Raw genomic sequence first — 25,357 nt, 5'->3', positions numbered from 1 at the left:
GGAGCACTTCATGTCTCGCGTACGTCCGATCGCCGCTGCCCTCATCGCGGCAGCCGTCCTGATGGGTGCGCTGACCGCCTGCGGGTCCTCGTCGGACTCCGCCGGTGAGCAGGGGAGCGCGGTCTCGGCCGAGCGCTGCGAGCAGAACCAGGACGCCGGCCGGATCACCTACATGTCGGGCTACTACTGGCAGGCGTCGGCCTCGATCATGGAGGTCATCGCCGCAGATCGGCTCGGCTACTTCGAGGATCTCTGCCTCGACGTCGAGCTCCAGCCGGGCTCGGGCGACGTCTCCCAGAACGCCAAGCTGATCGCGGCCGGGAAGGTGCAGGTCGGACCCCTCTCCGAGCAGGACATCATGACCTCCAACGCCAGCGGCCTGAAGGTGCTCGGCGTCTCGTCCTACTCCAACGCCGGCCTCGACGTGCTGATGACCGGCACCTCGATCACCGATCTCAAGCAGCTCGAGGGCAAGACCCTCGGCCACAAGGGCTGGGTGCCGGTCGGGGTGCAGGCGATGCTCGCCGAGGCCGGGGTCGACATGTCGAAGGTGAAGCAGGTCAAGGTCGGCTACGACCCCGGTGTCCTGCCCCGCGGCCAGGTCGACGCGCTCGTCGGCTTCGCCTCGAACGAGCCCAACCAGCTCAAGGCGGCCGGCGAGAAGGTGACGGTCTGGGAGCCGACCGATTTCGACGTGCCCGGATCTCTCGGCGCCTACTCGGTCAACCCAGCGTGGGCCAAGAAGCACGCCACCGCCGTCGAGGACGTCCTGCGGGCCGTCTTCAAGGCCTACACCTACTGCGCCGCCGCCGACCATGTCGAGGAGTGCATCGGCTACCAGCACGACCTGGCCGGCGCCGAATCGGACAAGAAGCACGAGACGGCCATCTGGCGCACCGAGGTCGAGGTCGCGGCCGACAACCCGCTCCCGGGGAAGTTCGGCTCGGTCGATCCCGATAACGTCGCGGCGCTGGCCGGGGTCGTGACGGCGTACGCGGGGCAGAAGGTCACGCCCGAGCAGGCCGCCTCCTGGTTCGACACGTCCTTCGCCGAGGCCGTCGTCGACGACGACGACAAGGTGATCTGGCCCGCTCCGTGATGCGACCGGTGGCAAACGTACGAGTTCTGGTCGCAATTTTTGCCTGTCGAATGGGAATTTGACCGAAGTTTCTATCCCGTATCCGGGGTCGTAACGCTTGAATCTCCTGTGGCCCTCGGGGTGCCCTATCTCGGGCGGCCGCTCACATTTCCAGGAGGAAGAGCTATGCGAGTTCGTATTCCCATGATGATCGCCGCGGCTGCGGGTGCCGCGGCGCTGACTGCGTCGATGGTTCCCGCATTCGCCGAGGAGGCACCGAGCTACCAGGAGTTCGAGGCGTCCACGTACGTCGACGTCGACGGTCAGTACGTCGTCAACGGGGACGAGGTCGTGTCCAACCAGGGTGACCTGCACAAGTTCTACAACTCGATGGTCTCGACGCCGAAGCACGTCGCTGAGGACGGCCTCATCGTCAACACCGTCAGCGGCAAGGACGACAAGTGGTCGGCCTCCCAGGCGCTCAACCTGACCTACTGTGTCTCGGACAAGTTCGGGACCGACAAGGCCGGCATCGTTTCGGCGATGGCGCAGGGTGCCGGCCTGTGGGAGGCGGCGAGCTCGGCGGTCGAGTTCACCTACGTCCCGGCCCAGGACGCCTCGTGTACCACCCGCAACTCCAACGTGCTCTTCTCGGTCGAGCCGGTGAACACCTCGCAGTACATCGCGCGGGCGTTCTTCCCGTCGACCTCGAAGCGTTCGCGCAACGTGCTGATCGACGACTCGATCTTCTCCTCGGGCAACTGGGAGCCGGGTGACATCTTGGGGCACGAGCTCGGTCACGCCCTCGGGTTCCGCCACGAGCACACCCGCCCGGAGGCGGCGACCTGCTTCGAGGACAACAACTGGCGTGCGCTGACCCCGTACGACTCCTCCTCGATCATGCACTACCCGCAGTGCAACGGCGCCTCCTCGGACCTGGAGTTCCAGGCCTCCGACGCGGCCGGGATCCGGGCGCTGTACGGCTCCTGATCCACCAGCAGCACGAAGGCGGCCCTCCCGGAATCCGGGAGGGCCGCCTTCGTGTGTTGCTAGTAGGACAGCCCGTGGCCCAGCGGGTAGAGGTCGGGGATCTCGACCGGCAGCTTGCCGCTCGGGTTGACCTCGCCGTAGAGCACCCGCACCAGCGACTCGAGCTGGTGGGAGGTGTAACCGTAGGTGTCGAGCACCGTCGCGGCCTCGGGGAAGGACGTGACGTCGTAGGGGTTGCGCATCGCGGTCACGATCACCGGGACGTCGGTGGCGAGCAGCGCCTTGACCAGCTTGGTCTGGGCCACGGCCGCCGGGGTCGGCTGGCCGGTCGCCGGGTTGATCTGCCAGGCGTTGTTGGTCGGCACCACGACCAGGTCCTTGCCCGCGGCGGCTTGGACGGCGGCGTCGATCTGCGCGTCGGTCGGAGTGGTGCCCGACTGCAGGACCTGGGTCGTCGCGCCGCGCTTCTGGAGCCCGGCCGCGATGCCCGCCGTCGTGTCCACGCCCCAGCCCGCGACCAGGACGTTCTTCGCCCCGGTCGCCAGCGGCAGCAGGCCGTCGTCGTTCTTCACCAGGGTGGTGGTGCGATCGGAGATCGCCTGGGCGTCGGCCTTGTGCGCCGGGTTGTCGAAGACCGCCGGAGCGGCGGCCGCGTCGACGTACGGGCTCTCGAAGATCTTGTTCTCGAGCTTGTGCTCGAGGATCCGGTAGACCGACTGGTCGAGCCGCTTGCGCGAGATGGTGCCGTCCTTGACGGCGTCGAGGACCGCGGCGTACGCCGTGTCCATCTGCGGCGGGATGAGCAGCTGGTCGGCACCGGCGAGGAATGCCTCGACCGGGGCGACGTCGGGCGGGTAGGTCGCGCTCGCACCCTGCATGTCGAGGGCGTCGGTCACGATCAGGCCGTCGAAGCCCATCTCCTCGCGGAGCAGACCGGTGAGGATCGGTTCCGACATGGTGGCCGGCTCGCCGCTCGGGTCGATCGCCGGCACGGTCACGTGGGCGGTCATGATCGCGTCGATCCCTGCGTCGATCGCGGCCTCGAAGGGCGGCAGGTCGATCGACTCGAGCTCCTCGCGGCTGTGGGTCACCTCGGGCAGACCGTAGTGGCTGTCGGTGCCGGTGTCGCCGTGGCCGGGGAAGTGCTTGGCGATGGAGGAGAGGCCGCCGTCGTCGAAGCCACCGACCTCGGCGGCGACGATGTCGGAGACCGCGTCGGAGTCGGCCCCGGCGCTGCGGATGCCGATGACCGGGTTGTTGGGGTTGAGGTTGACGTCGGCGACCGGCGCGTAGTCCTGGGTGATGCCGACGGCGGCCAGCTCGGTGCCGATCACCTCGGCCGACCGGGCTGCGTCCTCGGGCGAACCGTCGGCGCCCAGCGCCATCTGACCGGGCATCTGGGTGGCGCCGCTGGCCGGACCGAAGCGGGCCACCAGCGCGCCGCCCTCCTGGTCGACCGCGATGTTGAGCGGGATCTTGGGTCGCTGCTGCAGGGCGGTGTGCTGGAGACCGTTGGAGAGCGTCGCCACCTGGGCCGCGTCGCCGATGTTGTCGGGGCCGCGGGTGGTGAAGTAGATGACGCCGCCGGGCTGGTACTTGGCGATCGCCTGCGCCGGGGTGTCCACCCCGTAGAGCTTCTGGTTGCCGGCCTTCGCCGTGTCGCTGACGTTGTTGGCGTCGCGTCCGTAGACCTCGATCACGAAGAGCTGGCCGACCTTCTGCTGCAGCGACATGTGGCGCATCAGCGAGACGATCTTGCCGTGCTGCGTCGGCTTCTTGGCGGCGGCCGTCGCGGGCGGATCCGGCTCTGCGGCGTGCGTCGCCGCGTACGGCATCGCCACGGCCACCGCAGCCGCGAGTCCCGCAGCCGCCAACCTTCCGCGTCTGGTCAGTGTCGTTCCGCTCATGACAACCTCCCGATCTGCACCGCTGGTACGCGGCACGGCGATTCACTCTAGGGGCTACCAACCGGTCACGGAAGAAAATTACCGAGTCCGCACATCTGGCCCGCCGAATCCGCGGTTGTGGAGGACGAAACTCGACTTTCGTCACCCACAACTACAGATTCGCCTGCCAAAGCCACCGATTCGGCGGACGAGTTTGCCGGATCGGTGGACAGAACGGCCCCGCAGGGCCAGGGTGAACCTTCGTGCGCATCGTTGTCGGAGCCGCAGCGGCGGCCACTCTCGCTCTCACCACCCTCACGTTCGCGCCGGCGGCGCAGGCTGTGCAGTCAGGGGGTGCGTACGACTGGACGTCTGTGAACGTCGATACGACGCAGGGGTTCCGGGCGCTGGACGCGGTCGACCGGAGGACCGCGTGGGTCGGCGGGGACGGCGGGGGAGTGTTCCGGACGACGGACGGCGGAAAGACGTGGGACGAGGTCTCGCCACCGGGATCCGGGGGGCTGCTCTTCCGCGACGTGGAGGCACGCTCGGCGAGCGAGGCGGTGGTGCTCTCCATCGGCGAGGGCGAGGCGAGCCGGATCTACAAGACCGTCGACGGCGGAGCGACCTGGACCGAGACGTTCCGGTCCGCGGAGCCGACCGCGTTCTACAACTGCGTCGACTTCTGGCCCGGCGGCAAGCGGGGGATCGCGATGAGCGACCCGGTCGACGGCGAGTGGCGCATCATCACGACCTCGGACGGCGGTGACACCTGGACGATCGCGGACACGCGGGGCCTGGAGGCGCCGGGCGAGTTCGGCTACTCGGCCAGCGGGACCTGCCTGGTCACCGCGGGGGCACGCGATGCCTGGATCGGCGGTGGCGGCGCGGCCGCGAAGATCTACGCCACCCACGACGGTGGTCGCTCCTGGCGCTCCGCCGACTCCACGATCGCGACCGGCGAGGCCGCCGGCGTCTTCGGGCTCGGCTTCCGCAACCCTCGCCAGGGGATCGCGGTCGGTGGCGACTTCGGCCTCGAGGACGACGGCGTCGACCGCGCCGCCTACTCCACCGACGGCGGCCGCACGTGGATCAACTCCGGCTCTGACCTGGGCGGATACCGCGAGGCGGTGGCCTGGGTCGGCGGTCGCACCGCGATCGCGGTAGGCCCCAACGGCAGCGACATCAGCCACGACAACGGCCGCTCGTGGAAGCCGTTCGGAGCCACCCAGACCCGCTTCCACACCGTCGACTGCGTCCAGGGCAGCTGCTGGGCCGCCGGTGCGGGCGGGCGGGTCGGAGTGCTCGCCCGCTGAGGGTCAGATGGTGAGCCCGATCGTCATCGGTCCGCTCGAGGTCATCTCGTGCTCGCCGCGCTCGATGCAGAACTCGTTGCCCTCGGGGTCGCAGAGAGCGACGAAGCCGGTCCCGTCCTCCTTGCGGTGGTCGCCGAAGATCGTGGCGCCGAGCGAGAGCGCGCGCTCGACGAGCTCGTCGCGGGTGGTGTCCTCCGGCTTGATGTCGATGTGGACCCGGTTCTTCGCCGACTTCGCCTCCGGCACCGGGACGAAGAGGAACATCAGCTCCTTCGAGGGAAAGCTGCGGGCGACGATCACCTCGGGGTCCTCGTCGTAGAAGAGGTGCCAGCCGGTGACGGCCGACCAGAACTCCCCGAGCTTGCGGGGGTCGGCGCTGTCGAAGGTGAGGTGGCGGATCTGGATACTCATGGCCGGATCATCCACCCAAGCCCCTCCGAAGTGGAACGGGTTATTCGACGAACTCCGAGACCGTACGCGGCGTGGCCGCCGCCGCGAGGGCGATGGCCGTCTCGAGCGGTACGTCCGGGATGTCGACGTGCTCCTGGCCGGCCGCGGTCATCGCGGTGACCTGGGCCAGGCCGACGCGGCGGTCGAAGAAGGTCTGCCGCACCCGCCAGCCGATGATGCCGTCGGTCTGCAGCGCGGTACGCACGGCGGTGTAGGAGCCGGATCGGACCACCAGGTAGCGGTCGGTGAGCGCATGGCCGAGGTGGCGGTGGCGCAGCTCGGCACCGAGCAGCCCGAGAACGAGTGCCAGCACCAGCACGGCGAGGGGGATCCACCAGATCCAGGTGTCGCCGAAGACGCCGATCAGCACGGTCGGGACGAGCGCGACGAGCGTCCACACGACGGTGGCGACGCCGGCGCGGAACCAGTAGCGCCGGCGCGGCCGCGGCCCGTGGCCGGTGAGCGCCGCGGAGAACGCGTCCTCGCCGAGGATGTCGGTGCCGACCTCGGAGACGACCTGCTCCGGGGCCGTCGGCAGGACCGCCGGAAAGTTGTCCTCGAGCCCGGTCGTCAGCAGGTTGAGATCGGCGCCGCCGGCGAGGCCGATCAGCGGGCCGACGGTCGAGGTGGCGCCGCGTACCTTCGCCTCTTCCACCGTCGTCGCGCGGGTGCTGGTCAGGCCGAAGCTGCGTCGCAGCGTGGTGCCTTCCCGGCCTTGCTCGCGCACCACCTGGAGGTCCCACCAGCGCACCGCGTAGCCGACGCACGACCCGATCGCCCACACCGCGGCCGCGCCGACGATCGCGACCGGCACGGCGATGAACAGCATGCGGGTGACCTCCTCGACAGGGACACCGTTGATCTCGCCATTGGTGACCCGGACGCCGAAGGACTCCCACGGGATGAGGTCGGAGAAGGCACCGAAGACCGCGCCCAGACCGCCGACCGCGATCGCGAGGTTCTTGAGGTTGAGCGGGGCGTACCTGATCCAGGACCAGTCGAGCCGGGCGACGACCTCACCTTCGGAGGTGGCCTCGACGGGCTCGACCTGTGACGAGGGCGCGGTAGCTGCGGGTACGTCGGCCGCCGCCGGCGCGGGGGCCGAGTGCAGGAGCTCGCGTCGCAGCCGCGCGGCGGAGTCCTTGGTCAGCGAGTCGAGGGTGATCTGGCCCTCGTCGACCCCGGTGCCGACGTTGACCTTGGTGACCCCGAGCGCGCGGTGGATGAGGGTCGAGTTCAGGTCGACGCTGCGCACCCGGTCGAGCCGGGCGGTCAGGGTGGTGCGGTTGAACAGGCCCTTGCGTACCTCGAGGTGTGTCGGCGTCACCCGATAGCTCGTGGTCAGCCACGGGATCATGCCGGCCAGGGCCGCGACCACCGCGATGCCGGCCGCGACCAGCAGACCGATGAACACGTTCGCCTGCCCGGCGCCGAAGGCGCCGATCGCGGCCGGGATGATCGCCTGGCGCAGCGTCGAGAGCGGGCTGACGACCGCCGTCCAGCCGGCCAGCCGCTGCCACTCAGCGTCCGGAACGACGGGCGCCTCGGAGAGCTCGGGAACATCGGGAACGTCAGGGACCTCGGGTGTGCTCACGTCGCGTCCTCAGGTGTCGCGGCGGTGATCGCGACCAGCTTCGCGACGACCTCGAGAGCGAGCGCGTCGTCGAGGCAGGCGATCTGGACGGTGCCCGCCGAGGAGGCGGTGGAGACCTTGACCGTACGCAGCCCGAACCGCCGCATCAGCGGTCCCTGCGTCGAGTCGACCGTCTGGACCCGGGAGAGCGGCACGATCTCGTCGATGACGGTGAGCCACCCGTGGCGTACGTGGACGGCGATGTCGGTCACCTCCCAGCGGTGGATCCGGAACCGGATCGAGGGCACGAAGGTCAGCCCCGGCACCGGCGCCAGGACGAAGACCACGGCCACGAGCCAGAGGATCCAGGTCCAGAAGCCCTCCGGGACCAGGATCGCCGCGATCACCGCACCGACGGCCAGCGCCAGCCAGATCACGGCGCCGATCGCCTCCGCCGTACGCCAGTAGGCCGGCGCGCGCTCGGAGACCTGATGGGCGGGTTCGCGCAGTCGCTGTGGTGCCTCGGGGTCGCTCACGGTTGGCGAGCCTATTGGGTGGTCGGTCTCGACCGTCGGATATGTGGAGATTCGGTGCAGACGGCGCCACCTCATCCCTAGAACAGCTAGGGTTCATGCCTAGAAGAACTAGGTATGTGAGGGAGGTGCGCATGCGCATCGACAAGGATCTGGTCGCCGCCTCGGCGACCCCGCTCGTGCTCGGCATCCTGTCCGAGGGCGAGTCGTACGGCTATGCCATCGGCAAGCGGGTCGCCGAGCTGTCCGGAGGCAGGATGGAGTGGACCGACGGGATGCTCTACCCGTTGCTGCACCGCCTGGAGCGACTCGGCCACGTCGAGGCGACCTGGGGCCGGTCGGAGACCGGCCGCCGGCGCAAGCACTACGCGATCACCGACGCCGGCCGTCAGGCGCTCGCCGAGCGGCAGCGGCAGTGGCAGGTGGTCGCCGACACCCTGGACAACGTGTGGCGCAGCTTCGGCACGCCGCCGGTCGCGGAGGGGTTGGCATGAGCGGGCGCAGCGTGGATCTGGAGGCGCAGATCGACCAGTGGCGGGGCTTCGTGGCCCGCCGGCCGGCGATGACCACCGACGACATCGTGGAGATGGAGGACCACCTCCGCAACCAGATCGCCGATCTGGCCGCCGGTGGCCTGGCCGAGGACGAGGCGTTCCTGGTCGCGGTCAAGCGGATGGGCAACCTCGACGACGTCTCGCGCGAGTTCGCCCGCGAGCACTCCGAGCGGCTGTGGCGCCAGCTCGTGCTCATCCCGGAGCCGGGTGCCGGCGTCGTCGGGTCGCGCTGGCGCGACCTCGGCCTGGTCATCGGTGTGGCGCTGCTGGCCGGTGTCGCGCTCAAGATCCTGGTCGAGTCCCTGGACGAGTTCGCGCTCGTCCGCAACGTGGCGTTCGTGCTGGTCCCGGCCGTGGCCGGCTGGCTGGCGTACAAGCGCCGGGTCTCCTGGCGGGTCGCCGCGGTCCTGACGGCGGTGGCGGCCGCGCTCGTGCTCGTGGTCAACCTCTACCCGTTCGAGATGGTCCCCCTGGTCGGCGGGGGCGAGGATCCAGGCATGACCGCCGTGCTCGTGGTCATCCACACGCCGGTGGTGCTGTGGATGCTCACCGCGGTGGCGTACGCCGGCGGCGACTGGCGCTCCCACGGCCGCCGGATGGACTTCGTGAGGTTCACCGGCGAGCTGGCGATGTACCTGGCTCTCATCGCGGCGGGTGCCGGCGTGCTGATCGGGCTCAGCGTCGGGGTGTGGAACCTGGCCGGCTTCGACCTCGAGCCCTACCTGGAGGACTGGATCCTGCCCTTCGGCATCCCCGGCGCGATCATGGTCGCCGCCTGGCTGGTCGAGGTGAAGATGAACGTGGTGGAGAACATCGCGCCGGTGCTCACCAAGGTCTTCACCCCGCTGGCGCTGGTGATGCTGGTGGCGATGTTCGCGGTGATGGTCCTCGGTGACTCCTTCGACGCGGTCGACCGCAACCTGCTGATCCTGATGGACGCGGTCCTGATCCTCGTCGTGGCCCTGCTGCTCTACTCCATCTCCGCCCACAACCCGATGGAACCGGCCGGCGTCTTCGACTGGCTCCAGCTCGGGCTGGTCGTGGCCGCGCTCGCGGTCGACGCGATCGCGCTGAGCGCGATGCTGACCCGGATCGCGGAGTTCGGCTGGACCGCCAACAAGACCGCGGCCCTCGGCCTCAACCTGATCCTGCTGGCACATCTGGCCTGGACCGGGTGGCTCACCCTGGGATTCGTACGCCGCACCGGCACGTTCCACGACGTGGAGCGCTGGCAGACCCGCTACCTGCCGGTCTACGGCCTGTGGGCGGCGGTCGTGGTCGTGGCCTTCCCGCTCATCTTCTCCTTCGCCTGACCTGCTGGTCGGTCATCGTCGCGCCTTGTGCGCGGCGATGACCGAGGCGTACCAGTCGAAGGACGGACGCGGGGTGCGGACCAGGGTGTCGTAGTCGATGTGCACCAGCCCGAACCGCTGGGTGTAGCCCTCGGCCCACTCGAAGTTGTCCATCAGCGACCAGCAGTAGTAGCCGGTGACGTCGATGCCGTCGGCGACCGCACGCTCCAGCTGCGTCAGGTGGAGGTCGAGGTAGGCGATCCGGTCGGCGTCCCCGTCGCCGGGGGCGGTGTTGTAGGAGGCGCCGTTCTCGGTGATCACGAACGGCGGGTGCTCCGGATAGCGCTGGTGCATCGCGGTCAGCAGCTCGTGGAGCCCGTCGGGGATGACCGGCCAGCCGAAGTCGGTGGTCGGGTAGCCGGGGATCGGCGGCTGCTCGATCGGGTTCGCCGAGCCTTCGGCAGCGGCGGCCGCCGCGGTCGGGTTGTAGTAGTTGAGGCCGTAGAAGTCGAGCGGAGCGCTGATCACCTCCAGGTCGCCGTCCTGGACCGGGAACAGCGGGGCGAGATCCTCCGGATAGCTGCCCAGCAGGACCGGGTCGGCGAAGGAGTGGTTCCACAGGGTGTCCAGCAGCCCGGCGGTGGCCCGATCCTCCTCGGAGTCGGTCGCCGGCCAGACCGGCATGTGGTTGGTCGCGGTGCCGATGCTGCGCGCGCCCGCCGCGCGCAGTGCCTGGACCGCCAGCCCGTGCCCGAGCAACAGATGGTGACCGGCGGGCAGCGCGTCGAAGACCAGCGCCTGACCAGGGGCGTGGATACCCAGCGCGTGGCCGAGCACCGTCACCACGTTCGGCTCGTTCACCGGGCACCAGTGGGCGACGCGGTCGGCGAGACGATCGGCCACCACCGCGGCGTACTCCCCGAACCGCTGTGCCGTCTTCCGGCTCAGCCAGCCGCCGTGGGCGTCCTGGAGCACCTGCGGGGTGTCCCAGTGGAACAGGGTCGCCATCGGGGCGATGCCGCGCTCGAGCAGCCCGTCGACGAGGCGGTCGTAGAAGTCGAGGCCCTGCTTGTTGACCTCGCCCGAGCCGGTCGGCAGCACCCGGGACCAGGAGATCGAGAACCGGTACGCATCCAGCCCCAGCCGCGCCATCAGCGCCAGGTCCTCGTCGAGCCGGTGGTAGTGGTCGCAGGCCACCTCGCCGCTGGACTGGTCGATGATCCGGCCGGGTTCGGCACAGAAGGTGTCCCACACCGAGGGGCCCCGGCCGTCCTCGTCGGCCGCCCCCTCGATCTGGTACGCGGCGGTGCTCGCGCCGAAGCGGAAGCCGGTCGGGAGGCTGGTGCCGGGAAGCTCGCTCACACCGCAGAGTGTGCCCGGCCCACCCCGGTCCCGTCCGGCGTTTCGGTCGTGGTCGGCGTACGACTCTAGGATTGTCGATCGTGGCACTCACCATCGGCATCGTGGGACTTCCCAACGCGGGCAAGTCGACCCTCTTCAACGCTCTGACCAAGAACGACGTACTCGCGGCGAACTACCCGTTCGCCACCATCGAGCCCAACGTCGGTGTCGTCGGGGTCCCCGACGAGAGGCTGGCCGAGCTGGCGAAGATCTACGAGTCTCAGAAGCTGCTGCCGGCCACGGTGCAGTTCGTCGACATCGCCGGCATCGTGCGCGGCGCCTCGCAGGGTGAGGGTCTGGGCAACAAGTTCCTCTCCCACATCCGTGAGTCCGACGCGATCTGCCAGGTCACCCGGGTCTTCCGCGACGACGACGTCACCCACGTCGACGGCAAGGTCGAGCCCGCCAACGACATCTCCACCATCCAGACCGAGCTGATCCTCGCCGACCTGGAGACGGTCGAGAAGGCGATCCCGCGGCTGGAGAAGGAGTCGCGCAAGGCTCCTGACCTCAAGGCGAACCTCGCCGCCGTGGTCGAGGCCAAGGAGGCCCTCGAGGCCGGCACCCCGATCATCGCCACGAAGATCGACCGCGCCCTGATCCGCGAACTGATGCTGCTCACCGCCAAGCCCTACATCTTCGTCTTCAACTGCGACTCCGACGAGCTCGCCGACGAGGCGCTCAAGAACTCGATGCGCGAGCTGGTCGCCCCCGCCGAGGCGATCTTCCTGGACGCGAAGTTCGAGTCCGAGCTGGTCGAGCTCGACGAGGACGAGGCCCGCGAGTTCCTGGCCGACGCCGGCGTCGAGGAGCCCGGCCTGGACATCCTGGCCCGCGTCGGCTTCGACACCCTCGGCCTGCAGACCTACCTCACCGCCGGCCCCAAGGAGGTTCGTGCGTGGGAGATCCCCCAGGGCGCCACCGCCCCCGAGGCCGCCGGTGTCATCCACACCGACTTCCAGAAGGGCTTCATCAAGGCCGAGATCGTCTCCTACGACGACCTCATCTCCGCCGGCTCCGTCGCCAAGGCCCGTGACCTCGGCAAGGTCCGTATGGAGGGCAAGGAGTACGTCATGGCCGACGGCGACGTCGTGGAGTTCAGGTTCTCGAACTGATCTCTGGCGGCTCATCGACACCCAGCGTCCACGTGTCTTCGGAGGGTAGGCGTCGCGGATGGAGCGCATGTACGAGGAACGTCATTCCGACTCGCCCGTGCTGGAGTGCGTATGGCAGGCGCGGGCCACGCGAGATGAGCGCTACCTCGTGCCGGCGGTCGAGTACTGGGATCTGTGGTTCGCCCGCGAGCCAGACGGAGAACTGCTTGCTGGACTGGCGGGCCCGACCATCGGGCACCGCTGGATCCGCTCGACGGTCGGAGAGCACAGCTGGGGCATCCAGCTGAAGGCTCACGCCGTCCTGCCCGGAGTGAGCAAGGAGCTCCTGCTCGGTGGTGAGCAGCAGTTCGTCGTCGAGGCGGGGCGGGTCACGCTTGCGCAGCACGCATTGCCGTTCCCAGAGTTCGAGGACCTCGAGGGGTTCGCCTATCGTCTTCTGGAGCTCGACGTGGTGCGCGACGACAACGACGTCCGGCGGATGCTCTCCGGCGATGACGCGGGCTACTCGGAGCGGCACCAACAGCGCCGGATCCGCGCAACAACAGGGCTCACGCGCAAGCAGATCGAGCAGCTGTCACGTGCGCGTGAAGCGTTTGCTCTGTTGCTGCAGGGCGTGCCGCCGATCGAGTGCGCCGCACGCTGCGGGTTCGCAGACCAGGCTCACCTGACTCGTTCGCTGAGAGCTTTCCACGGCCAAACGCCGGGCCAGGTGCTGTCCGGCTGACGATGGCGGAATTGTTCAATACCGTGACCTTCGCTCTGTGATGGGCTGAAGACATCGCATCCGCCATCAGCAAGGAGCAAACGATGTCTGCACCCGCCGCCCCCGAGGGCTATGCCACGGTCAACCCCTTCATCATCACGGCAGATGCCGTTGAACTGACCCGGTTCGTGATCGAGGTCTTTGATGGTGAGGAGCGCGCAGAGGCCCGCACCATCGACGAGGACGGGCTGCTGCTGCAGGCGGAGGTGCGCGTCGGCACGACCACCATCATGCTCGCCGAGCGCAAGCCGGACTGGCCTTTCACGCCGAGCCTGCTCCAGGTCTATGTCGATGACCTCGACGCGGTCCTCGAGCGTGCCCTCGCGCGTGGGGCGCGTCTGGTCACGAAGCCGACCGACTTCTTCGGCACCCAGTTCGCCCGCGTGCAGGACGCGAGCGCGAACCTGTGGTGGATCTGGCAGCACGGTGATGTGGTCTGGGACACCCAGGACGGTGAGAGCGAGTGGGCGGCCGAGGGCACCGACGAGGGATGGGGTGGGGAGTCGCCCGAGCTCGCCTATATCCACGACACGCTGCTGGAAGCGATGACCGGCTTGCGTGACCCGAAGGGCTCGCAGTAGCCACCGGGCGTGCTTCTCCGTCGGCGCGGATGGAGGGTGCGCTTCGACGTACCACCCTCAGCGGCCGATGGCATCAGTCGACCTCAAGTCGTCGCCACTCACCAGGCTGTCGACAAACGCCCAGGGGGTGGGTGCGGTCACCTGCGAGAGCATGGGCCAGGGCGAGTGCCGACTTCGGTACGCCGCGCCGCCATCGCAGTTGCTCGAGGAGAGCGTGCTCCCTCTGATCCTCCGCGTCGCGGGAACCAGGCCGCCCGAGCCAGTGATCCGCAAGGGCCTCGCCGCGGGGCTCGACGAAGAAACCGTGCAGCGGTTGATCGCCGACCTCGAACCCGAGCCGGTGAAGTACTTCACCACCCGCACGACGGGGTACGAAGCGATGCGCGCAGTGCCGCTCAAGAAGTACGTCGTCACCACCGATGATGCCGAGCTCACCGCCAGTGCTCAGCGGGGTTACGCAGCCCAGCTCGGAGCACACGGCATCATCGAGATCGCCAGCGCGCACCTACCCATGGTCACCAACTCTGCCGACGTGATCGCCGCCGCGCAGGACCTCGCCGAGAGCCACCCAACAGTTTGAACCGCCGTTGCCGGACTGGTCGGAGCAGCGATACTGGCTGCCGATCCGGTCGGTGGCGCATACGTGAACGACCTGGAGGGCCCGTCACTTCGGCGTCCCGATCACGATGACCTCGGTGATCAGCGAGTACGACGCTCCGCACCGGTTCGTGGACGAGCAGCAGTCCGGCCCGTTCCGGCGGTGGTGGCACGAGCACCGATTCGAGCCGGCCACAGGCGGCACCCTGATGACGGACGTCGTGGAGTTCGTAGCGCCCGCCGGGGTAGTCGGGCGGTTGGCGAACGTTCTCGTGCTCACTCGCTATATGACGAAGCTGTTGGAGCGACGGAACGCGTGGCTGAAGAATGCCTTCCAGTCCTGAGGGGTGATCGCTCCGGGTCGACTCGAGGTTTCGCCGTTCGACGTCGACGGCTGACGAACCGCGGCTAGTCTCGGCCGAGGTCTCGGCTGACGAAGTGGAGCTGCGATGGTTGGCCAGGTTGAGGCGATGCGGATCGTCGCGGTCGTAGCGCTGTGGTGGGTGCCGACGATCGTCGCGCTGGTCCTGATCGGCCGCAGCATCGCTGCCCGGGGCCGGTTCGGCGGGCTGGACGTCCTCGACATCGTGATGGTGCTGGTCTTCAGCTGGGCTGGTGCCCTGGTCTACTTCCTCATCGCGTTCCTGCGTCACCGAGAGGAGGCCCGTGCCACGGTCGTCGCGTCGCCTTCGATCGTGGAGAGCGAGACCACCTTGAACCAGGTCGATGAGGCGTACGTGCGGGCCTGGGCCGAAGCGCGTACGGCAGCAGGCGACGTCCTGATCGACGTGCTCCATCAAGCAGGGCTCGGGCCGAGCTGGACGGAACCGGGTCAGCCGCGGGCGGATCTGCTGCTCGCAATCTGGCGCGCGGGCGCTCCACCGCGGTCCGCCTCGAGACAGCTTCGCGAAGCGCTCGGCGCTCAGCACGCTCGTGCCGGTGCGTAGGTCGCCCTGCGGGGCACTGGTCGCTCGGGCTTCGTCAGGAACACGAAGTCGTCCGGCCCGTTCGAGGCTGCACGATCCGGCCGCGGCCTTCGGCTCCCGCACGGCAACCTGCGGAAAGCTCTCCGACGAGGTTGCTCGGCTCCGCGACTCGATGGAGTTCCCATTTAACGTCTAGCGTTATTAACGTATCGCGTTATAAGCTGGTCGTGTGATCAGGTCGTTCGGGGACAAGAACACGGAACGGTTGTGGAACCGTGAGCGTGTTCCTTCGTACGACCAACGGATCTTGCAGGTTGCTCTGCGCAAGCTCCGGCAGGTCGGGTCGGCGACGACCCTCGACGACCTGCGGGTGCCGCCAGGCAATCGGCTGGAAGCGCTCAAGGGCGACCGCCAAGGCCAGCACAGCATCCGGGTCAACGACCAGTGGCGAATCTGCTTCATGTGGAAGGACGGAGGTGCGGAGGATGTCGAGCTCGTCGACTACCACTGACAAGATCCCGCCGATCCATCCCGGTGAGGTTCTGATGGCGGACTTCATCGAGGGCTTCGGGATCACCCAGAACAAGCTGGCGGTCTCGATCGGTGTGCCACCGCGCAGGATCAACGAGATCGTCCACGGTAAGCGGGCGATCACCGCGGACACGGCCCTTCGGCTCGGCCGGTACTTCGGCACGTCGGCGGAGTTCTGGCTCAACCTGCAGGCACACTATGACCTCGATCTTGCGGCGGACCGTGCGGCCGAGCAGATCGCTGCGATCACGCCGCTGAAGGTCGCGTGACGCAAGCGAACCGCGGAGAAGGTCGCAGGGATGCTGCATGACGAGGTTTCCACGCTATTGGGATCCCACTCACCGTGCCCCCAGCGAGTTTGTCGGTCAGTACGAGGCGGCACGAGAGCTCGACCTGCCGGTGTTCCGGGTCGCTACCCACACGATGAACGGACGCCTCGACGTCGCGATGGACGGCGAAGAGAAAGGCGTGACCAGGGCCAGTCTCGAGCGAGAGAAGGAGTGGCGATGCGGGGCGTCACGACTCGAGCGACTGAGACGTTTCTGGAGTGACGCCTTCAGGACAGTCCTTGGAAGCCTCTTCTGACGTACGCGACCCTGCTCCCGTGGCCGTACAGCAGCAACGTGGGAGTCCCGAAGTCACCTGGTGACCTCAGGGCTCCCACGTTGCTTACCAGTCAAGGTCGCGGCACCTTCTGCTCCTGCTGAGGCCCCCGGACGATCTGGCCGTCGATGGCCAGCTCAGAGGTGTATCAAGCCTCAGGTTGGCGTCGGTGTGGTCCTTCCGCCAGACACCGCCGAGCAGTTGCGCGGCACTTTCGCGACGTCGCGGGGGATCTGGAAGAACCTCCCTAGCCGCTACGAGCTGTGGTTCGAGCGGGCATGCCTTTGATGATCAGCTCGCTCAGCGTGTGGGTGCGCTGCTGCGTCGCTGGGTCCGGCCGCTGAGCTCTGCGTCGAGCGTCTCCTGTGCGGTGCGCATCTGCTCGGCATATGCAGGCTCCTGCAGACGCTGCCACATCACATCTTCGGAAACGTCCTCGACGTGGCTCACCACCCACCAGATATTGCCGAACGGATCCTTGATTCGTCCGCCGCGCTGTCCGAAGGCACTGTCGCTGAGTTCGGTCACCACCGTTGCCCCCACGGCGAGTGCCCTCGTGAAACTCTCGTCCGCGTTCGGTACCCACACGCGCAGCAGGCTCGGCATGGCCGGCCATTCCGGGCGCCGATCGAAGGCCAGCACGACGGTGTCTCCGACTCGAATCTCACCGTGGCCTGTCGAGCCGTCTTCCGTGGCGACACGGGCCAGTTCCTCGCCATCGAAGACCTGCGCAATGAAGTCGAGCAATGCTCCGGTGTCGTCAGTGACGACCCACGGCGCGACGCTCGTGTAGCCGGCAGGTGCGGTGCCGTTCGTGTTTGCCATGGTCTCTTCTCGTCTCGTCGGTTGTGCTGACGAGACCGACGCTAGATGGGAAGTAGGTCTGTTCTTGTCCTACTTGTCGAGGAATATGGGGACATAGCCGGACCGACCTCACGCCTTCTCAGCCTCCTGTCGCTACTGCAGACTCCACGTACCTGGTCAGGCAGCGAACTTGCGGATCGCCTGGAGGTCACGCGTCGCACGGTGCGTCGCGACATCGATCGCCTCCGGGAGATGGGCTACCCCGTCGAAGCTGATATCGGCGCTTACCGCGCGGCCTAGCAGATCGCTGCGATCACGCCGCTGAAGGTCGCATGACGCAGGCGGTTCGCCGCGGAAGGGCGTCGGGTGTTGGTGGAGTTCCGCGTCAACGTGTGAATGTCCCGGCCCGGGCCTCTGTGGAGATACTCGCGTCATGATGATCGAGGGTCTGATTGCGGCGGGGCTGTTGCCGGCTGACGGAGCGGCGTGGGCGTCGGTCGGCGGCGGAGAGTCTGGTGCCACTGTGTTTCATGACCGCGGGGCGGCACGCTATGCGAAGGTCGTTCCTGCTGCGGCGGGGCAGGACCTGGCTGCGGAACGAGAGCGGATCACCTGGCTCGGCGAGGCAGGTTTTCCAGCCCCGAACGTGCTCGACTGGCGCGTGACAGCTGATGGCTCGTGTCTGATCACCAGTGCGGTTGCCGGAGTCTCGGCCGATCGGCTGGATGCCGTTGCGCTTCGACGCGCCTGGCCGAGCATCGCGGAGATCGTTCGGGTGCTGCACGGTCTTCCTGTGGAGGAGTGTCCCTTCGACAGGGGGCTCGGGACAATGATGCCGCTCGCGCGCGAGGTGGTGGCCGCCGGTCGGGTCCAGGCCGAGTTCCTGCCGGAAGAGCTGCAGCAGGTGCCGCCGGCGATGATTCTCGACGGAATCGAGGACGAGCTGCCGCAGCGCACGGCTCAGGAACGCAGTGCACCTGTCGTGTGCCACGGCGACCTCTGTCTTCCGAACATCCTCGTGGACCCGGACACGATGCGCGTATCCGGACTGATCGACCTGGGGCGGCTCGGTCGTGCTGACCCGTACGCCGACATCGCCCTGTTGCTGGCGAACGCCCGTGAGACGTGGCGTGACGAGGCCACCGCCCGCCAGGCCGATCGTGAGTTCGCCGAGCTGTACGGAATCCGTCTCGACGCCGGAAGTCAGCGCTTCTATCTGCACCTCGACCCACTGACCTGGCCTGGCTGAACCGGTCGTACGACCGCGGACCCGGCCAAGCTAGTGCAACTCAATGGTTGCAATTCGATGGCGAGTGTGCCACGGTGATATGCAACCATTGAGTTGCAGATCAAGGGGTGTGCCGATGTCTTACCCACAGGATCGTTCAGCAATGCGCGGTTCACGAGCGGCGGTCGCTCTGGGCGCACTGTTCGCCGGAACGCTGGTGATGGGGTGTGCCGAGATGCTCGTGATGGGCATGCTCGATCTGATGGCCGAGGGCCTGGCGGTCCCGGTCCCGGCGGTGGGTGTGCTGGTCTCGGCGAATGCGCTCGGGATCGCGGTCGGCGGCCCGCTTCTGACGTTCCTGACCGCTCGCCTCGACCGGCGGACGGTCCTGCTGGCCGCGATCGTGACGTTCACCGGGCTCAACCTCCTTCCCGCGCTCGGCGCCGGCCTGGAGGCGTTCATCGCCGCCCGGGTCGTGATCGGCGCCGTGGAGGGGCTGTTCATCGCAGCCGCCATCACCACGGCGACATCGATGGTGCCCCCGGAACGCGCCGGCCGGGCGATGGCGGTCGTGATCTCCGGCTTCGCCGTCTCCGGCGCGGTGGGGATGCCGTTGGGCCGGCTCCTCGGTGAATCCGTCGGCTGGCGGGCATCGTTCCTCGCCGTCGTCGTGGCGTCCACGGCCGTCCTGGTGATGGCGTTGCTGGTGGTGCCGCGGGTTCCTGCCGAGGGCGACGTCGGAATGCTCGCGCAGCTGCGGCTCGCCTTCGGGCCGAGCGTGCTCGCGGTGCTCGCGGTCGGCGTGCTGCTGTTCGCCGGCGTCTCTGCGGCCCTGACCTATCTCGTCCCGTTCCTGGACGGCGTGGCCGAGGTCTCGGGGCCTTGGATCGGAGTCTGCCTGATGGGCTACGGCATCGCCGCCGCTGTCGGGTCGCTGGCCGGTGGAGGGTTCGCCGACATCGGTGCCGCACGCGCCCTGACCGTCGGTGCGGTCGGCGCATCGGCCTCACTCGTCGCGATGCTCCTGTGGGGAACGAGCACCGCCGTCGCGGTTCTCGCGGTGCTCTGCCTCGGCATGTGCAGCGCAGGCATCACCACCCCGTGGCAGCACCGCGTCGAACACCTCGCCGGTCCCGGTGCGATCCTCGCGGCCTCGCTGCCCGCATCCGCCGGAAACCTCGGTGACGCCATCGGCGCCTTCGCCGGAGGGCGGGCGATCACCGCCGGCGGCATGGACGCGGCTCTTCTCACCGCTGCGATCCTCGCCGCCATCGCCGTCGTAGCCGCGATCGCCAGCCCCTCCCTGCGCCCCGCGCCCTCACCCTCGACCCGACCAGAACGAGCACTGGAATCCGCCGCCGTGCGGTGACCGCCGATACCGAGAGAAAGGAATCATCATGGAGAACACGCCGAACCCCAGGGCAGAAGTCGAGGCCGACACCTTCAGCGTGCGCCGTACGATCCACATCAACGCGCCCCGGGAGAAGGTCTGGCGGACCGTCACCGAGCCCGAGCTGATCTCGCAGTGGTTCGGTCAGATCACTCTCACCGGTGCCGGCGTCGGCGCCCTCGGCACGATCGGCTGGCCGGGGGAGCGCCGGGTGCCGATCCGGGTCGAGACTTTCGACCCTCCCTCGGAGGTCTCCTACCGCTGGTGCAACGAGGAAGGCCCGCTGCCCGAGACGGTCGATGAACAGCGCTCCACGGTCTTCCGTTTCACCCTCGAGCCGACCCCTGGCGGGACTCGGCTCACCGTCGTGGAGACGGGTTTCGAGCACACCAGCGACCCGACCGGGCTGATGGCGGATCATCGTGGCGGCTGGGACGAGGAGCTCGACAAGCTCGTCCTCCTCCTCGAGCAGGACTCATGAGCGACGACAACCTCGTCGATCAGGTCGTGGTCAACGTGTGCAGCGCACTCGGCGACGAGAGCCGATGGAGCATCCTTTCCGCCCTCGGCGAGGGCGACGCTTCGGCGTCCGCCCTCGCCCGGCGCCTGCCCATCACCCGGCAGGCCATCGCCAAGCACCTTGCCGTCCTGCACGAGGTCGGCCTCGTGGAGACGGTCCAGGCCGGGCGCGAGGTCCAGTACCGGGTCGTCGGCTCCGGACTCAGCACCGTGGCTCGTCGCCTCGATGCCATCGGGGTCGAGTGGGACCGTCGCCTTGCTGCCATCAAGCAGATCGCCGAGAACCTCTGAGCCCTGCCGTGGCTCGGTGCGTGACTCACTCGAACCGGGTGAAGCAGTGACGCCCACGCGCGCGAACGGTGGAGTGGCCGACCTCCGCGGGTGCAGGTTCAGTCCTTGACGTACTTCCCCTGACGGTCGGTGATTGCCCGGATCCGCTGAGCAGAGGACGAGTCATGGCTGAGAAGGAATTCAACGGCGTCATCAACCTGGACGTCCGGGACTCGGTCCCGGACTGGTCCCCGTACGAGCTTCCGACCGCGAAGGAGGGGGCGCCGAACGTGCTCGTCGTGCTCTACGACGACACCGGCATGGCCACCTGGTCGCCGTACGGCGGACGGGTGAACATGCCGACGCTGCAGCGTCTGGCCGACAACGGACTGACCTACACCCAGTGGCACACCACGGCGCTGTGCTCGCCGACCCGGTCCTGTCTGCTGACCGGCCGCAACCACACCACCAACCGGGTGGCCTCGATCATGGAGGGAACCAACGGGTTCCCGGGTCAGGCCGGCCGGATTCCTGAGGAGTGCGCCACCATCGGGCACATCCTGCAGGACAACGGCTACAGCACGTTCTGGCTGGGCAAGAACCACAACGTTCCGGAGGAGGACAACTCCGCCGGTGGCAGTCGCCAGCAGTGGCCGCTGCAACAGGGCTTCGACCGGTTCTACGGCTTCCTCGGTGGCGAGACCAACAACTGGTACCCCGACCTGGCCGAGGACAACCACTACATCGACCAGCCCTACACGCCTGAAGAGGGCTATCACCTCTCCAAGGACCTCGCCGACCGGGCGATCAAGATGTTGCGCGATCAGAACGCGTCCAACCCGTCGAAGCCCTGGTACATGTGGTTCTGCCCCGGTGCCAACCACGCGCCGCACCACGCGCCGCAGGAGTACATCGACAAGTACAAGGGTGCGTTCGACGACGGCTACGACGCCTACCGGGAGTGGGTGCTCGCCCGGATGATCGAGAAGGGCGTCCTGCCCGAGGACACCGAGCTGACCCCGTGGAACCCTGTGGCCGAGGACCAGGCCAACCCGGCCGACCACGTGACGCCGTGGGACCAGCTCAGCATCGATGAGAAGCGACTCTTCGCCCGGATGGCCGAGGTCTTCGCCGGCTTCAGCGAGTACACCGACGCCCAGATCGGCCGGGTCATCGACTACCTGGAGGAGACCGGCCAGCTGGAGAACACGATCGTCTTCTACTGCGCCGACAACGGCGCGTCAGGTGAGGGTTCGGACTCCGGCTCGGTGAACGAGAACAAGTTCTTCAACGGCTATCCTGACGAGCTCGCCGAGAACCTCGCCATGCTGGACAAGCTCGGCTCACCGGAGACGTACAACCACTACCCGACCGGGTGGGCGGCGGCCTTCAGTACGCCGTTCCAGATGTTCAAGCGCTACAGCCAGTACTCCGGCGGTACGTGTGACCCGTTGGTCATCCACTGGCCGGCCGGCATCCAGGCCAGGGGCGAGATCCGGCACCAGTACCACCACGTCACCGACATCGTGCCGACCATCCTGGAGCTCGCCGGTCTCGAGATGCCGGAGGTCTACCGCGGGGTGGAGCAGGAGCCGTTGCCGGGGGTTTCGATGGCGTACAGCTTCGACAGCGCCGACGCGCCGACCACGAAGAAGCGCCAGTACTACACCATGCTCGGCACCCGTGGCATCTGGCAGGAGGGCTGGAAGGCGGCGGCAACCCATGCGCCGATCTCCGGGAAGGGGCACTTCGACCAGGACAGGTGGGAGCTCTACCACGTCGACGAGGACCGCTCGGAGTCGAAGAACCTGGCCGAGGAGTTTCCGGAGAAGGTTCAGGAGCTGGTCGCGGCCTGGTTCGAGGAGGCCGAGAAGTACCACGGACTTCCGCTCGACGACCGTTCCGCGCTGGAGATGATCACGGTCGAGCGGCCCCAGGCGGAGCCGCCGCGCAGCCGCTACCTCTACTACCCCGGAAGCGGCGCGGTCCCGGAGGGCGTCGCGGTCAACGTACGCGGCCGTTCGTACAAGATCATCGCGGACGTCGACCTCGGCGACGGCGCCGAAGGGGTGATCTTCGCCCACGGCTCTCGGTTCGGCGGGCACGCGCTGTTCCTCCAGGGCGGCAAGCTGCACTACGTCTACAACTTCCTCGGCATCTCGCCGGAGCAGACCTTCGTCTCCGAGAAGCTGACCCCGGGTCCGCACGCGCTGGGGATGGAGTTCGTTCGCGAAGGCGCCGGTCCCAACAAGGAGTCGGTCGGCACCACCAACCTCTACGTCGACGACCAGATCGTGGCCACGGGGGAGATGCGTGCCCAGGTCGGCAAGTTCACCCTGTGCGGCGATGGCCTCTGTGTCGGCTTCGACAGTGCCGACGCGGTCAGCCGCAGCTACCGGGCGCCGTTCACGTTCACCGGGGGAAAGATCCTCGGCGTCGCCGTCGACGTCAGCGACGAGAGCTACCTCGACCTCGAGACCGAGGCTCTGGCGGCGTTGGCCCGCGACTGAGCAGCGCCACGCGCGTGTCATGACATACGGCGCGGCCGCGGGATGCCTGGATCCGGCTCCCGCGGCCGCGCCGCACTCGTCAGTCGCGAGACATCGCGGCGTGGAAGTCGCGCTCCCGGTCGAGGTAGACGTCGTCGCCGATGTTGATCTCGACGACTGTGATCTTGGCGCCGGTGAGGGCGAACGGTGAGGAGTACTCCCGCGAGACCGGGTCGGCGCCGTCCTTGCCCACTGTCAGCCCTTCGCCGCACAGCGCGAAGTGGCCGGGCTGCGTCTTCCAGTCGCTCTTGGCAACAGCCTGGTCGTCGACGTAGAGAGTCGCCGTCCCGACCGCCTCCTGGTGCTCGCCGTGGCTCTCCTTGGAGAACTCGACCCCGAGCACATGCTCTCCGGGGGTCAGCTCGTCCGGTGAGACCAGCACCTGCTCAGGCGGGATGCCGAGGAAGTTCGACACGTACCAGAGCTTCCGGTCCTTGATGAAGAGCGTGTGCCCGCCGAAGCGCGCCCCGTTCGCGATGATCACGCCCTCCGGGGCGTCGTCGAGCTTCACCTGGGCCAGGATCTTGAACGACCGGCCGCGGATCTCGGCGGCGGCGAACTCGGGCACGGGAGAGGTGTCCGGGTAGTAGCGGTAGACACCGCCCTCGGGGATCTCCGCCACCGGCATCTCCCTGATCAGGTCCTGGAGCGACCGGTTGTCGAGCGGCAGTACGTCGTACTTGCCGGCCTCGACGTACCAGAGGTTGACCAGCTCCTTGACCTTGTCGGGATGCTCGGCGGCGAGGTCGTGGTGCTCGGCGCGGTCCTCGTCGGAGTGGTAGAGCTCCCAGGTGTCGTTGAGGAGGTCGGAGGCGGTGCCGCCCTGCTGGGGTGCCCGCTGCGCGACGACGTGCCAGCCCTGGCTCCACAGCGCGCGCGTGCCCATCATCTCGTAGTACTGGACGACCTTCTGCGACGGACCGTCCGCCTCGAAGCTGTACCTCATCGAGACACCGGGCAGCTCGCTCTGTGCGTACCCCTGCACCGACTCCGGCATCTCCAGGCCGATGCACTCGAGGATGGTCGGCACGATGTCGACTGCGTGGTGGTACTGGTTGCGCACCTCGCCGCGACCTGCGATCCCTCGCGGCCAGGAGATCACCAGCGGGTCCGCGACACCGCCCTGGTAGGTGTAGCGCTTGAACATCTTGAACGGCGTCGAGAACGCGGTCGCCCATCCGGTCGGGTAGTGGTTGTACGTCTCCGGCGAGCCCAGCTGGTCCAGCATCGAGAGGTTCTGCTGGAGGTCCTCGGGATAGGCGTTGAAGAACTTGTTCTCGTTGACCGTGCCGTCCGGGCTGCCCTCCCCGGAGGCACCGTTGTCGGCGGCGTACATGACGATCGTGTTGTCGAGCTGACCCGTCTCCTCGAGGTAGTCGATGATCCGGCCGACCTGGGCGTCGGTGTACTCGGAGAAGCCTGCGTAGACCTCGGCGAACCGCGCGAAGAGCCGCTTCTCCTCGTCGTTGAGGCTCTCCCAGGGCCGTACGTGGTCCATGGGCTGCGCGGCCTCCCCGGGCAGCGGGTTGATCTCGGTGAGCTGGGTGCCCTCCGGGAGGATGCCGCGCTCGACCATCCGCGGCAGCACCCATTCGCGATAGGCCTCGTAGCCGTCGTCGAACTGGCCGGCGTACTTCGCGATGTACTCCTGCGGCGCGTGGTGCGGGGCATGGTTGGCCCCGGGGCAGAACCACAGGTACCAGGGCTTCTTCGGTGCGGAGGTCTTGCTGTCGGCGATGAACGAGATCGCCTTGTCGGCAAGGTCCTTGGAGAGGTGGTAGCCGTCCTCGGGGAGGGAGGGCTGGTCGACGTAGTGGTTGTCCTCGACCAAGGTCGGGAACCAGTTGTTGGTCTCGCCGCCGATGAACCCGTAGAAGCGGTCGAACCCACGTGCCAGCGGCCAGTTCCGCTTGCTCGCCCCGACCGCCCACTCGTCGAGCGGGACGTTGTGGTTCTTGCCGACCCAGAAGGTGTTGTAGCCGTTCTCGCGCAGCACCTCGCCGATGGTGGCGTTCTCCATCGGGATGTGCCCGGTGTGGCCGGGGAACCCCTGGGCACCCTCGGCGATCTGGGCGAACCCGTTCTGGTGGTGGTTGCGCCCGGTCAGGAGGCAGGAACGGGTCGGCGAGCAGAGCGCCGTGGTGTGCCACTGGGTGTAGGTCAGGCCGTTGTCGGCCAGCCGTTGCATGGTCGGCATGTTGATCCGGCCGCCGTACGGCGACCACGCGGCCATGCCGGTGTCGTCGTAGAGAACCAGCAGTACGTTGGGGGCGCCCTCCGGCGCCGGTGGCTCGCGGAAGGGCGTCCAGTCCGGGACAGAGTCCCGGACGTCGAGATTGACGATCCCCTTGAACTGATTGGTCATCTCTTCCCCCATGCGTGGTTGTTTTGCCACAGACACTGATCTC

General features: G+C 68.0%; 25 protein-coding genes and 1 pseudogene. 19 read left to right on the top strand and 7 right to left on the bottom strand.

Annotated features, from left to right (window positions below):
* The first annotated feature begins 10 nt into the window (after window positions 1-10).
* Both ACIRON_RS06695 and ACIRON_RS06690 read left to right on the top strand, forming a co-directional pair.
* Entirely contained in the window at window positions 11-1,099 is a 1,089-nt protein-coding gene (locus ACIRON_RS06695; protein ID WP_402990598.1) for an ABC transporter substrate-binding protein, read from the top strand.
* Between the two features lie 165 nt (window positions 1,100-1,264).
* The gene (locus tag ACIRON_RS06690) at window positions 1,265-2,068 is read left to right on the top strand and encodes a M57 family metalloprotease (RefSeq protein WP_402990595.1); all 804 of its coding nucleotides are present in this window, start codon (window positions 1,265-1,267) and stop codon (window positions 2,066-2,068) included.
* Window positions 2,069-2,127: 59 nt separating this feature from the next.
* On the opposite strand, the gene ACIRON_RS06685 is transcribed toward ACIRON_RS06690, so the two are convergent.
* A complete protein-coding gene (locus tag ACIRON_RS06685; RefSeq protein ID WP_402990593.1) occupies window positions 2,128-3,975 on the bottom strand; it encodes a glycoside hydrolase family 3 protein in 1,848 nt (615 codons plus the stop codon).
* Between the two features lie 242 nt (window positions 3,976-4,217).
* Here ACIRON_RS06685 and ACIRON_RS06680 point away from each other — a divergent pair, with 242 nt between their 5' ends.
* Window positions 4,218-5,270: a WD40/YVTN/BNR-like repeat-containing protein gene (locus ACIRON_RS06680; RefSeq protein WP_402990591.1), complete on the top strand. Its 1,053-nt coding sequence runs from the start codon at window positions 4,218-4,220 to the stop codon at window positions 5,268-5,270.
* A 3-nt stretch (window positions 5,271-5,273) separates the two neighbouring features.
* On the opposite strand, the gene ACIRON_RS06675 is transcribed toward ACIRON_RS06680, so the two are convergent.
* Genes ACIRON_RS06675 through ACIRON_RS06665 form a run of 3 tightly spaced genes read right to left on the bottom strand, consistent with a single transcriptional unit; the run spans window position 5,274 to window position 7,829 of the window.
* On the bottom strand, window positions 5,274-5,681 hold the full coding sequence (locus ACIRON_RS06675; RefSeq protein WP_402990588.1) for a VOC family protein: 408 nt from the start codon (window positions 5,679-5,681) through the stop codon (window positions 5,274-5,276).
* 40 nt (window positions 5,682-5,721) lie between these two features.
* Window positions 5,722-7,314, bottom strand: coding sequence for a PH domain-containing protein (locus ACIRON_RS06670; protein ID WP_402990585.1), 1,593 nt, complete (start codon window positions 7,312-7,314; stop codon window positions 5,722-5,724).
* Complete coding sequence (locus ACIRON_RS06665) at window positions 7,311-7,829, bottom strand: PH domain-containing protein (RefSeq protein ID WP_402990582.1); 519 nt, start codon at window positions 7,827-7,829, stop codon at window positions 7,311-7,313. The genes ACIRON_RS06670 and ACIRON_RS06665 overlap by 4 nt, the downstream gene beginning before the upstream one ends.
* A 131-nt stretch (window positions 7,830-7,960) precedes the next feature.
* Here ACIRON_RS06665 and ACIRON_RS06660 point away from each other — a divergent pair, with 131 nt between their 5' ends.
* Together ACIRON_RS06660 and ACIRON_RS06655 are read left to right on the top strand one after the other, a co-directional pair.
* Window positions 7,961-8,320 carry a PadR family transcriptional regulator gene (locus ACIRON_RS06660; protein ID WP_402990579.1) on the top strand — a complete coding sequence of 120 codons (360 nt, stop codon included), beginning with the start codon at window positions 7,961-7,963 and terminating at the stop codon, window positions 8,318-8,320.
* A complete protein-coding gene (locus ACIRON_RS06655) occupies window positions 8,317-9,693 on the top strand; it encodes a permease prefix domain 1-containing protein (protein WP_402990576.1) in 1,377 nt (458 codons plus the stop codon). The genes ACIRON_RS06660 and ACIRON_RS06655 overlap by 4 nt, the downstream gene beginning before the upstream one ends.
* Before the next feature lie 12 nt (window positions 9,694-9,705).
* Here the strand turns inward: ACIRON_RS06655 and ACIRON_RS06650 are convergent, their stop codons facing one another.
* Entirely contained in the window at window positions 9,706-11,034 is a 1,329-nt protein-coding gene (locus tag ACIRON_RS06650) for a GH1 family beta-glucosidase (protein WP_402990573.1), read from the bottom strand.
* 80 nt (window positions 11,035-11,114) lie between these two features.
* On the opposite strand from ACIRON_RS06650, the gene ychF reads away from it, so the two are divergent.
* The 8 genes from ychF to ACIRON_RS06610 all read left to right on the top strand — a co-directional run bounded on the left by ychF (window position 11,115) and on the right by ACIRON_RS06610 (window position 15,855).
* A complete protein-coding gene (ychF, locus tag ACIRON_RS06645) occupies window positions 11,115-12,188 on the top strand; it encodes a redox-regulated ATPase YchF (protein WP_402990570.1) in 1,074 nt (357 codons plus the stop codon).
* A 58-nt stretch (window positions 12,189-12,246) separates the two neighbouring features.
* A complete protein-coding gene (locus tag ACIRON_RS06640) occupies window positions 12,247-12,912 on the top strand; it encodes a helix-turn-helix domain-containing protein (RefSeq protein WP_402990567.1) in 666 nt (221 codons plus the stop codon).
* Between the two features lie 83 nt (window positions 12,913-12,995).
* Complete coding sequence (locus ACIRON_RS06635) at window positions 12,996-13,532, top strand: VOC family protein (protein WP_402990564.1); 537 nt, start codon at window positions 12,996-12,998, stop codon at window positions 13,530-13,532.
* A gap of 151 nt (window positions 13,533-13,683) precedes the next feature.
* The gene (locus ACIRON_RS06630; protein ID WP_402990561.1) at window positions 13,684-14,112 is read left to right on the top strand and encodes a hypothetical protein; all 429 of its coding nucleotides are present in this window, start codon (window positions 13,684-13,686) and stop codon (window positions 14,110-14,112) included.
* A 115-nt stretch (window positions 14,113-14,227) separates the two neighbouring features.
* Window positions 14,228-14,473, top strand: coding sequence for a hypothetical protein (locus ACIRON_RS06625; protein ID WP_402990558.1), 246 nt, complete (start codon window positions 14,228-14,230; stop codon window positions 14,471-14,473).
* A gap of 105 nt (window positions 14,474-14,578) precedes the next feature.
* Entirely contained in the window at window positions 14,579-15,076 is a 498-nt protein-coding gene (locus ACIRON_RS06620) for a hypothetical protein (protein WP_402990555.1), read from the top strand.
* A gap of 208 nt (window positions 15,077-15,284) precedes the next feature.
* Entirely contained in the window at window positions 15,285-15,566 is a 282-nt protein-coding gene (locus ACIRON_RS06615; protein WP_402990552.1) for a type II toxin-antitoxin system RelE/ParE family toxin, read from the top strand.
* Window positions 15,541-15,855: a HigA family addiction module antitoxin gene (locus tag ACIRON_RS06610; protein ID WP_402990549.1), complete on the top strand. Its 315-nt coding sequence runs from the start codon at window positions 15,541-15,543 to the stop codon at window positions 15,853-15,855. Before ACIRON_RS06615 ends, ACIRON_RS06610 begins: the two co-directional genes overlap by 26 nt.
* 634 nt (window positions 15,856-16,489) lie before the next feature.
* Here the strand turns inward: ACIRON_RS06610 and ACIRON_RS06605 are convergent.
* Window positions 16,490-17,014 carry a VOC family protein gene (locus tag ACIRON_RS06605; protein WP_402990546.1) on the bottom strand — a complete coding sequence of 175 codons (525 nt, stop codon included), beginning with the start codon at window positions 17,012-17,014 and terminating at the stop codon, window positions 16,490-16,492.
* 45 nt (window positions 17,015-17,059) lie between these two features.
* On the opposite strand from ACIRON_RS06605, the pseudogene ACIRON_RS06600 reads away from it, so the two are divergent.
* From ACIRON_RS06600 to ACIRON_RS06575, 6 genes and pseudogenes are all read left to right on the top strand, one after another.
* Window positions 17,060-17,278, top strand: a pseudogene (locus ACIRON_RS06600) (helix-turn-helix domain-containing protein); the annotation flags it as partial.
* 148 nt (window positions 17,279-17,426) lie between these two features.
* Window positions 17,427-18,242 carry an APH(3'') family aminoglycoside O-phosphotransferase gene (locus tag ACIRON_RS06595; RefSeq protein WP_402990543.1) on the top strand — a complete coding sequence of 272 codons (816 nt, stop codon included), beginning with the start codon at window positions 17,427-17,429 and terminating at the stop codon, window positions 18,240-18,242.
* Window positions 18,243-18,384: 142 nt separating this feature from the next.
* Entirely contained in the window at window positions 18,385-19,590 is a 1,206-nt protein-coding gene (locus ACIRON_RS06590; RefSeq protein ID WP_402990540.1) for an MFS transporter, read from the top strand.
* A gap of 28 nt (window positions 19,591-19,618) precedes the next feature.
* Complete coding sequence (locus ACIRON_RS06585; RefSeq protein WP_402990537.1) at window positions 19,619-20,092, top strand: SRPBCC domain-containing protein; 474 nt, start codon at window positions 19,619-19,621, stop codon at window positions 20,090-20,092.
* Window positions 20,089-20,421: an ArsR/SmtB family transcription factor gene (locus ACIRON_RS06580; RefSeq protein ID WP_402990534.1), complete on the top strand. Its 333-nt coding sequence runs from the start codon at window positions 20,089-20,091 to the stop codon at window positions 20,419-20,421. Before ACIRON_RS06585 ends, ACIRON_RS06580 begins: the two co-directional genes overlap by 4 nt.
* A gap of 164 nt (window positions 20,422-20,585) precedes the next feature.
* Entirely contained in the window at window positions 20,586-22,910 is a 2,325-nt protein-coding gene (locus tag ACIRON_RS06575; RefSeq protein ID WP_402990531.1) for an arylsulfatase, read from the top strand.
* 79 nt (window positions 22,911-22,989) lie between these two features.
* Here ACIRON_RS06575 and ACIRON_RS06570 read toward each other — a convergent pair whose 3' ends face one another.
* Entirely contained in the window at window positions 22,990-25,314 is a 2,325-nt protein-coding gene (locus ACIRON_RS06570; RefSeq protein WP_402990528.1) for an arylsulfatase, read from the bottom strand.
* Window positions 25,315-25,357 lie beyond the last annotated feature (43 nt).

The organism is Nocardioides sp. NPDC101246, from assembly GCF_044767415.1.
Lineage (GTDB): Bacteria > Actinomycetota > Actinomycetes > Propionibacteriales > Nocardioidaceae > Nocardioides.
Note: the sequence above shows the minus strand (reverse complement) of the source record. Positions and strands in the feature narration are given on the sequence as shown.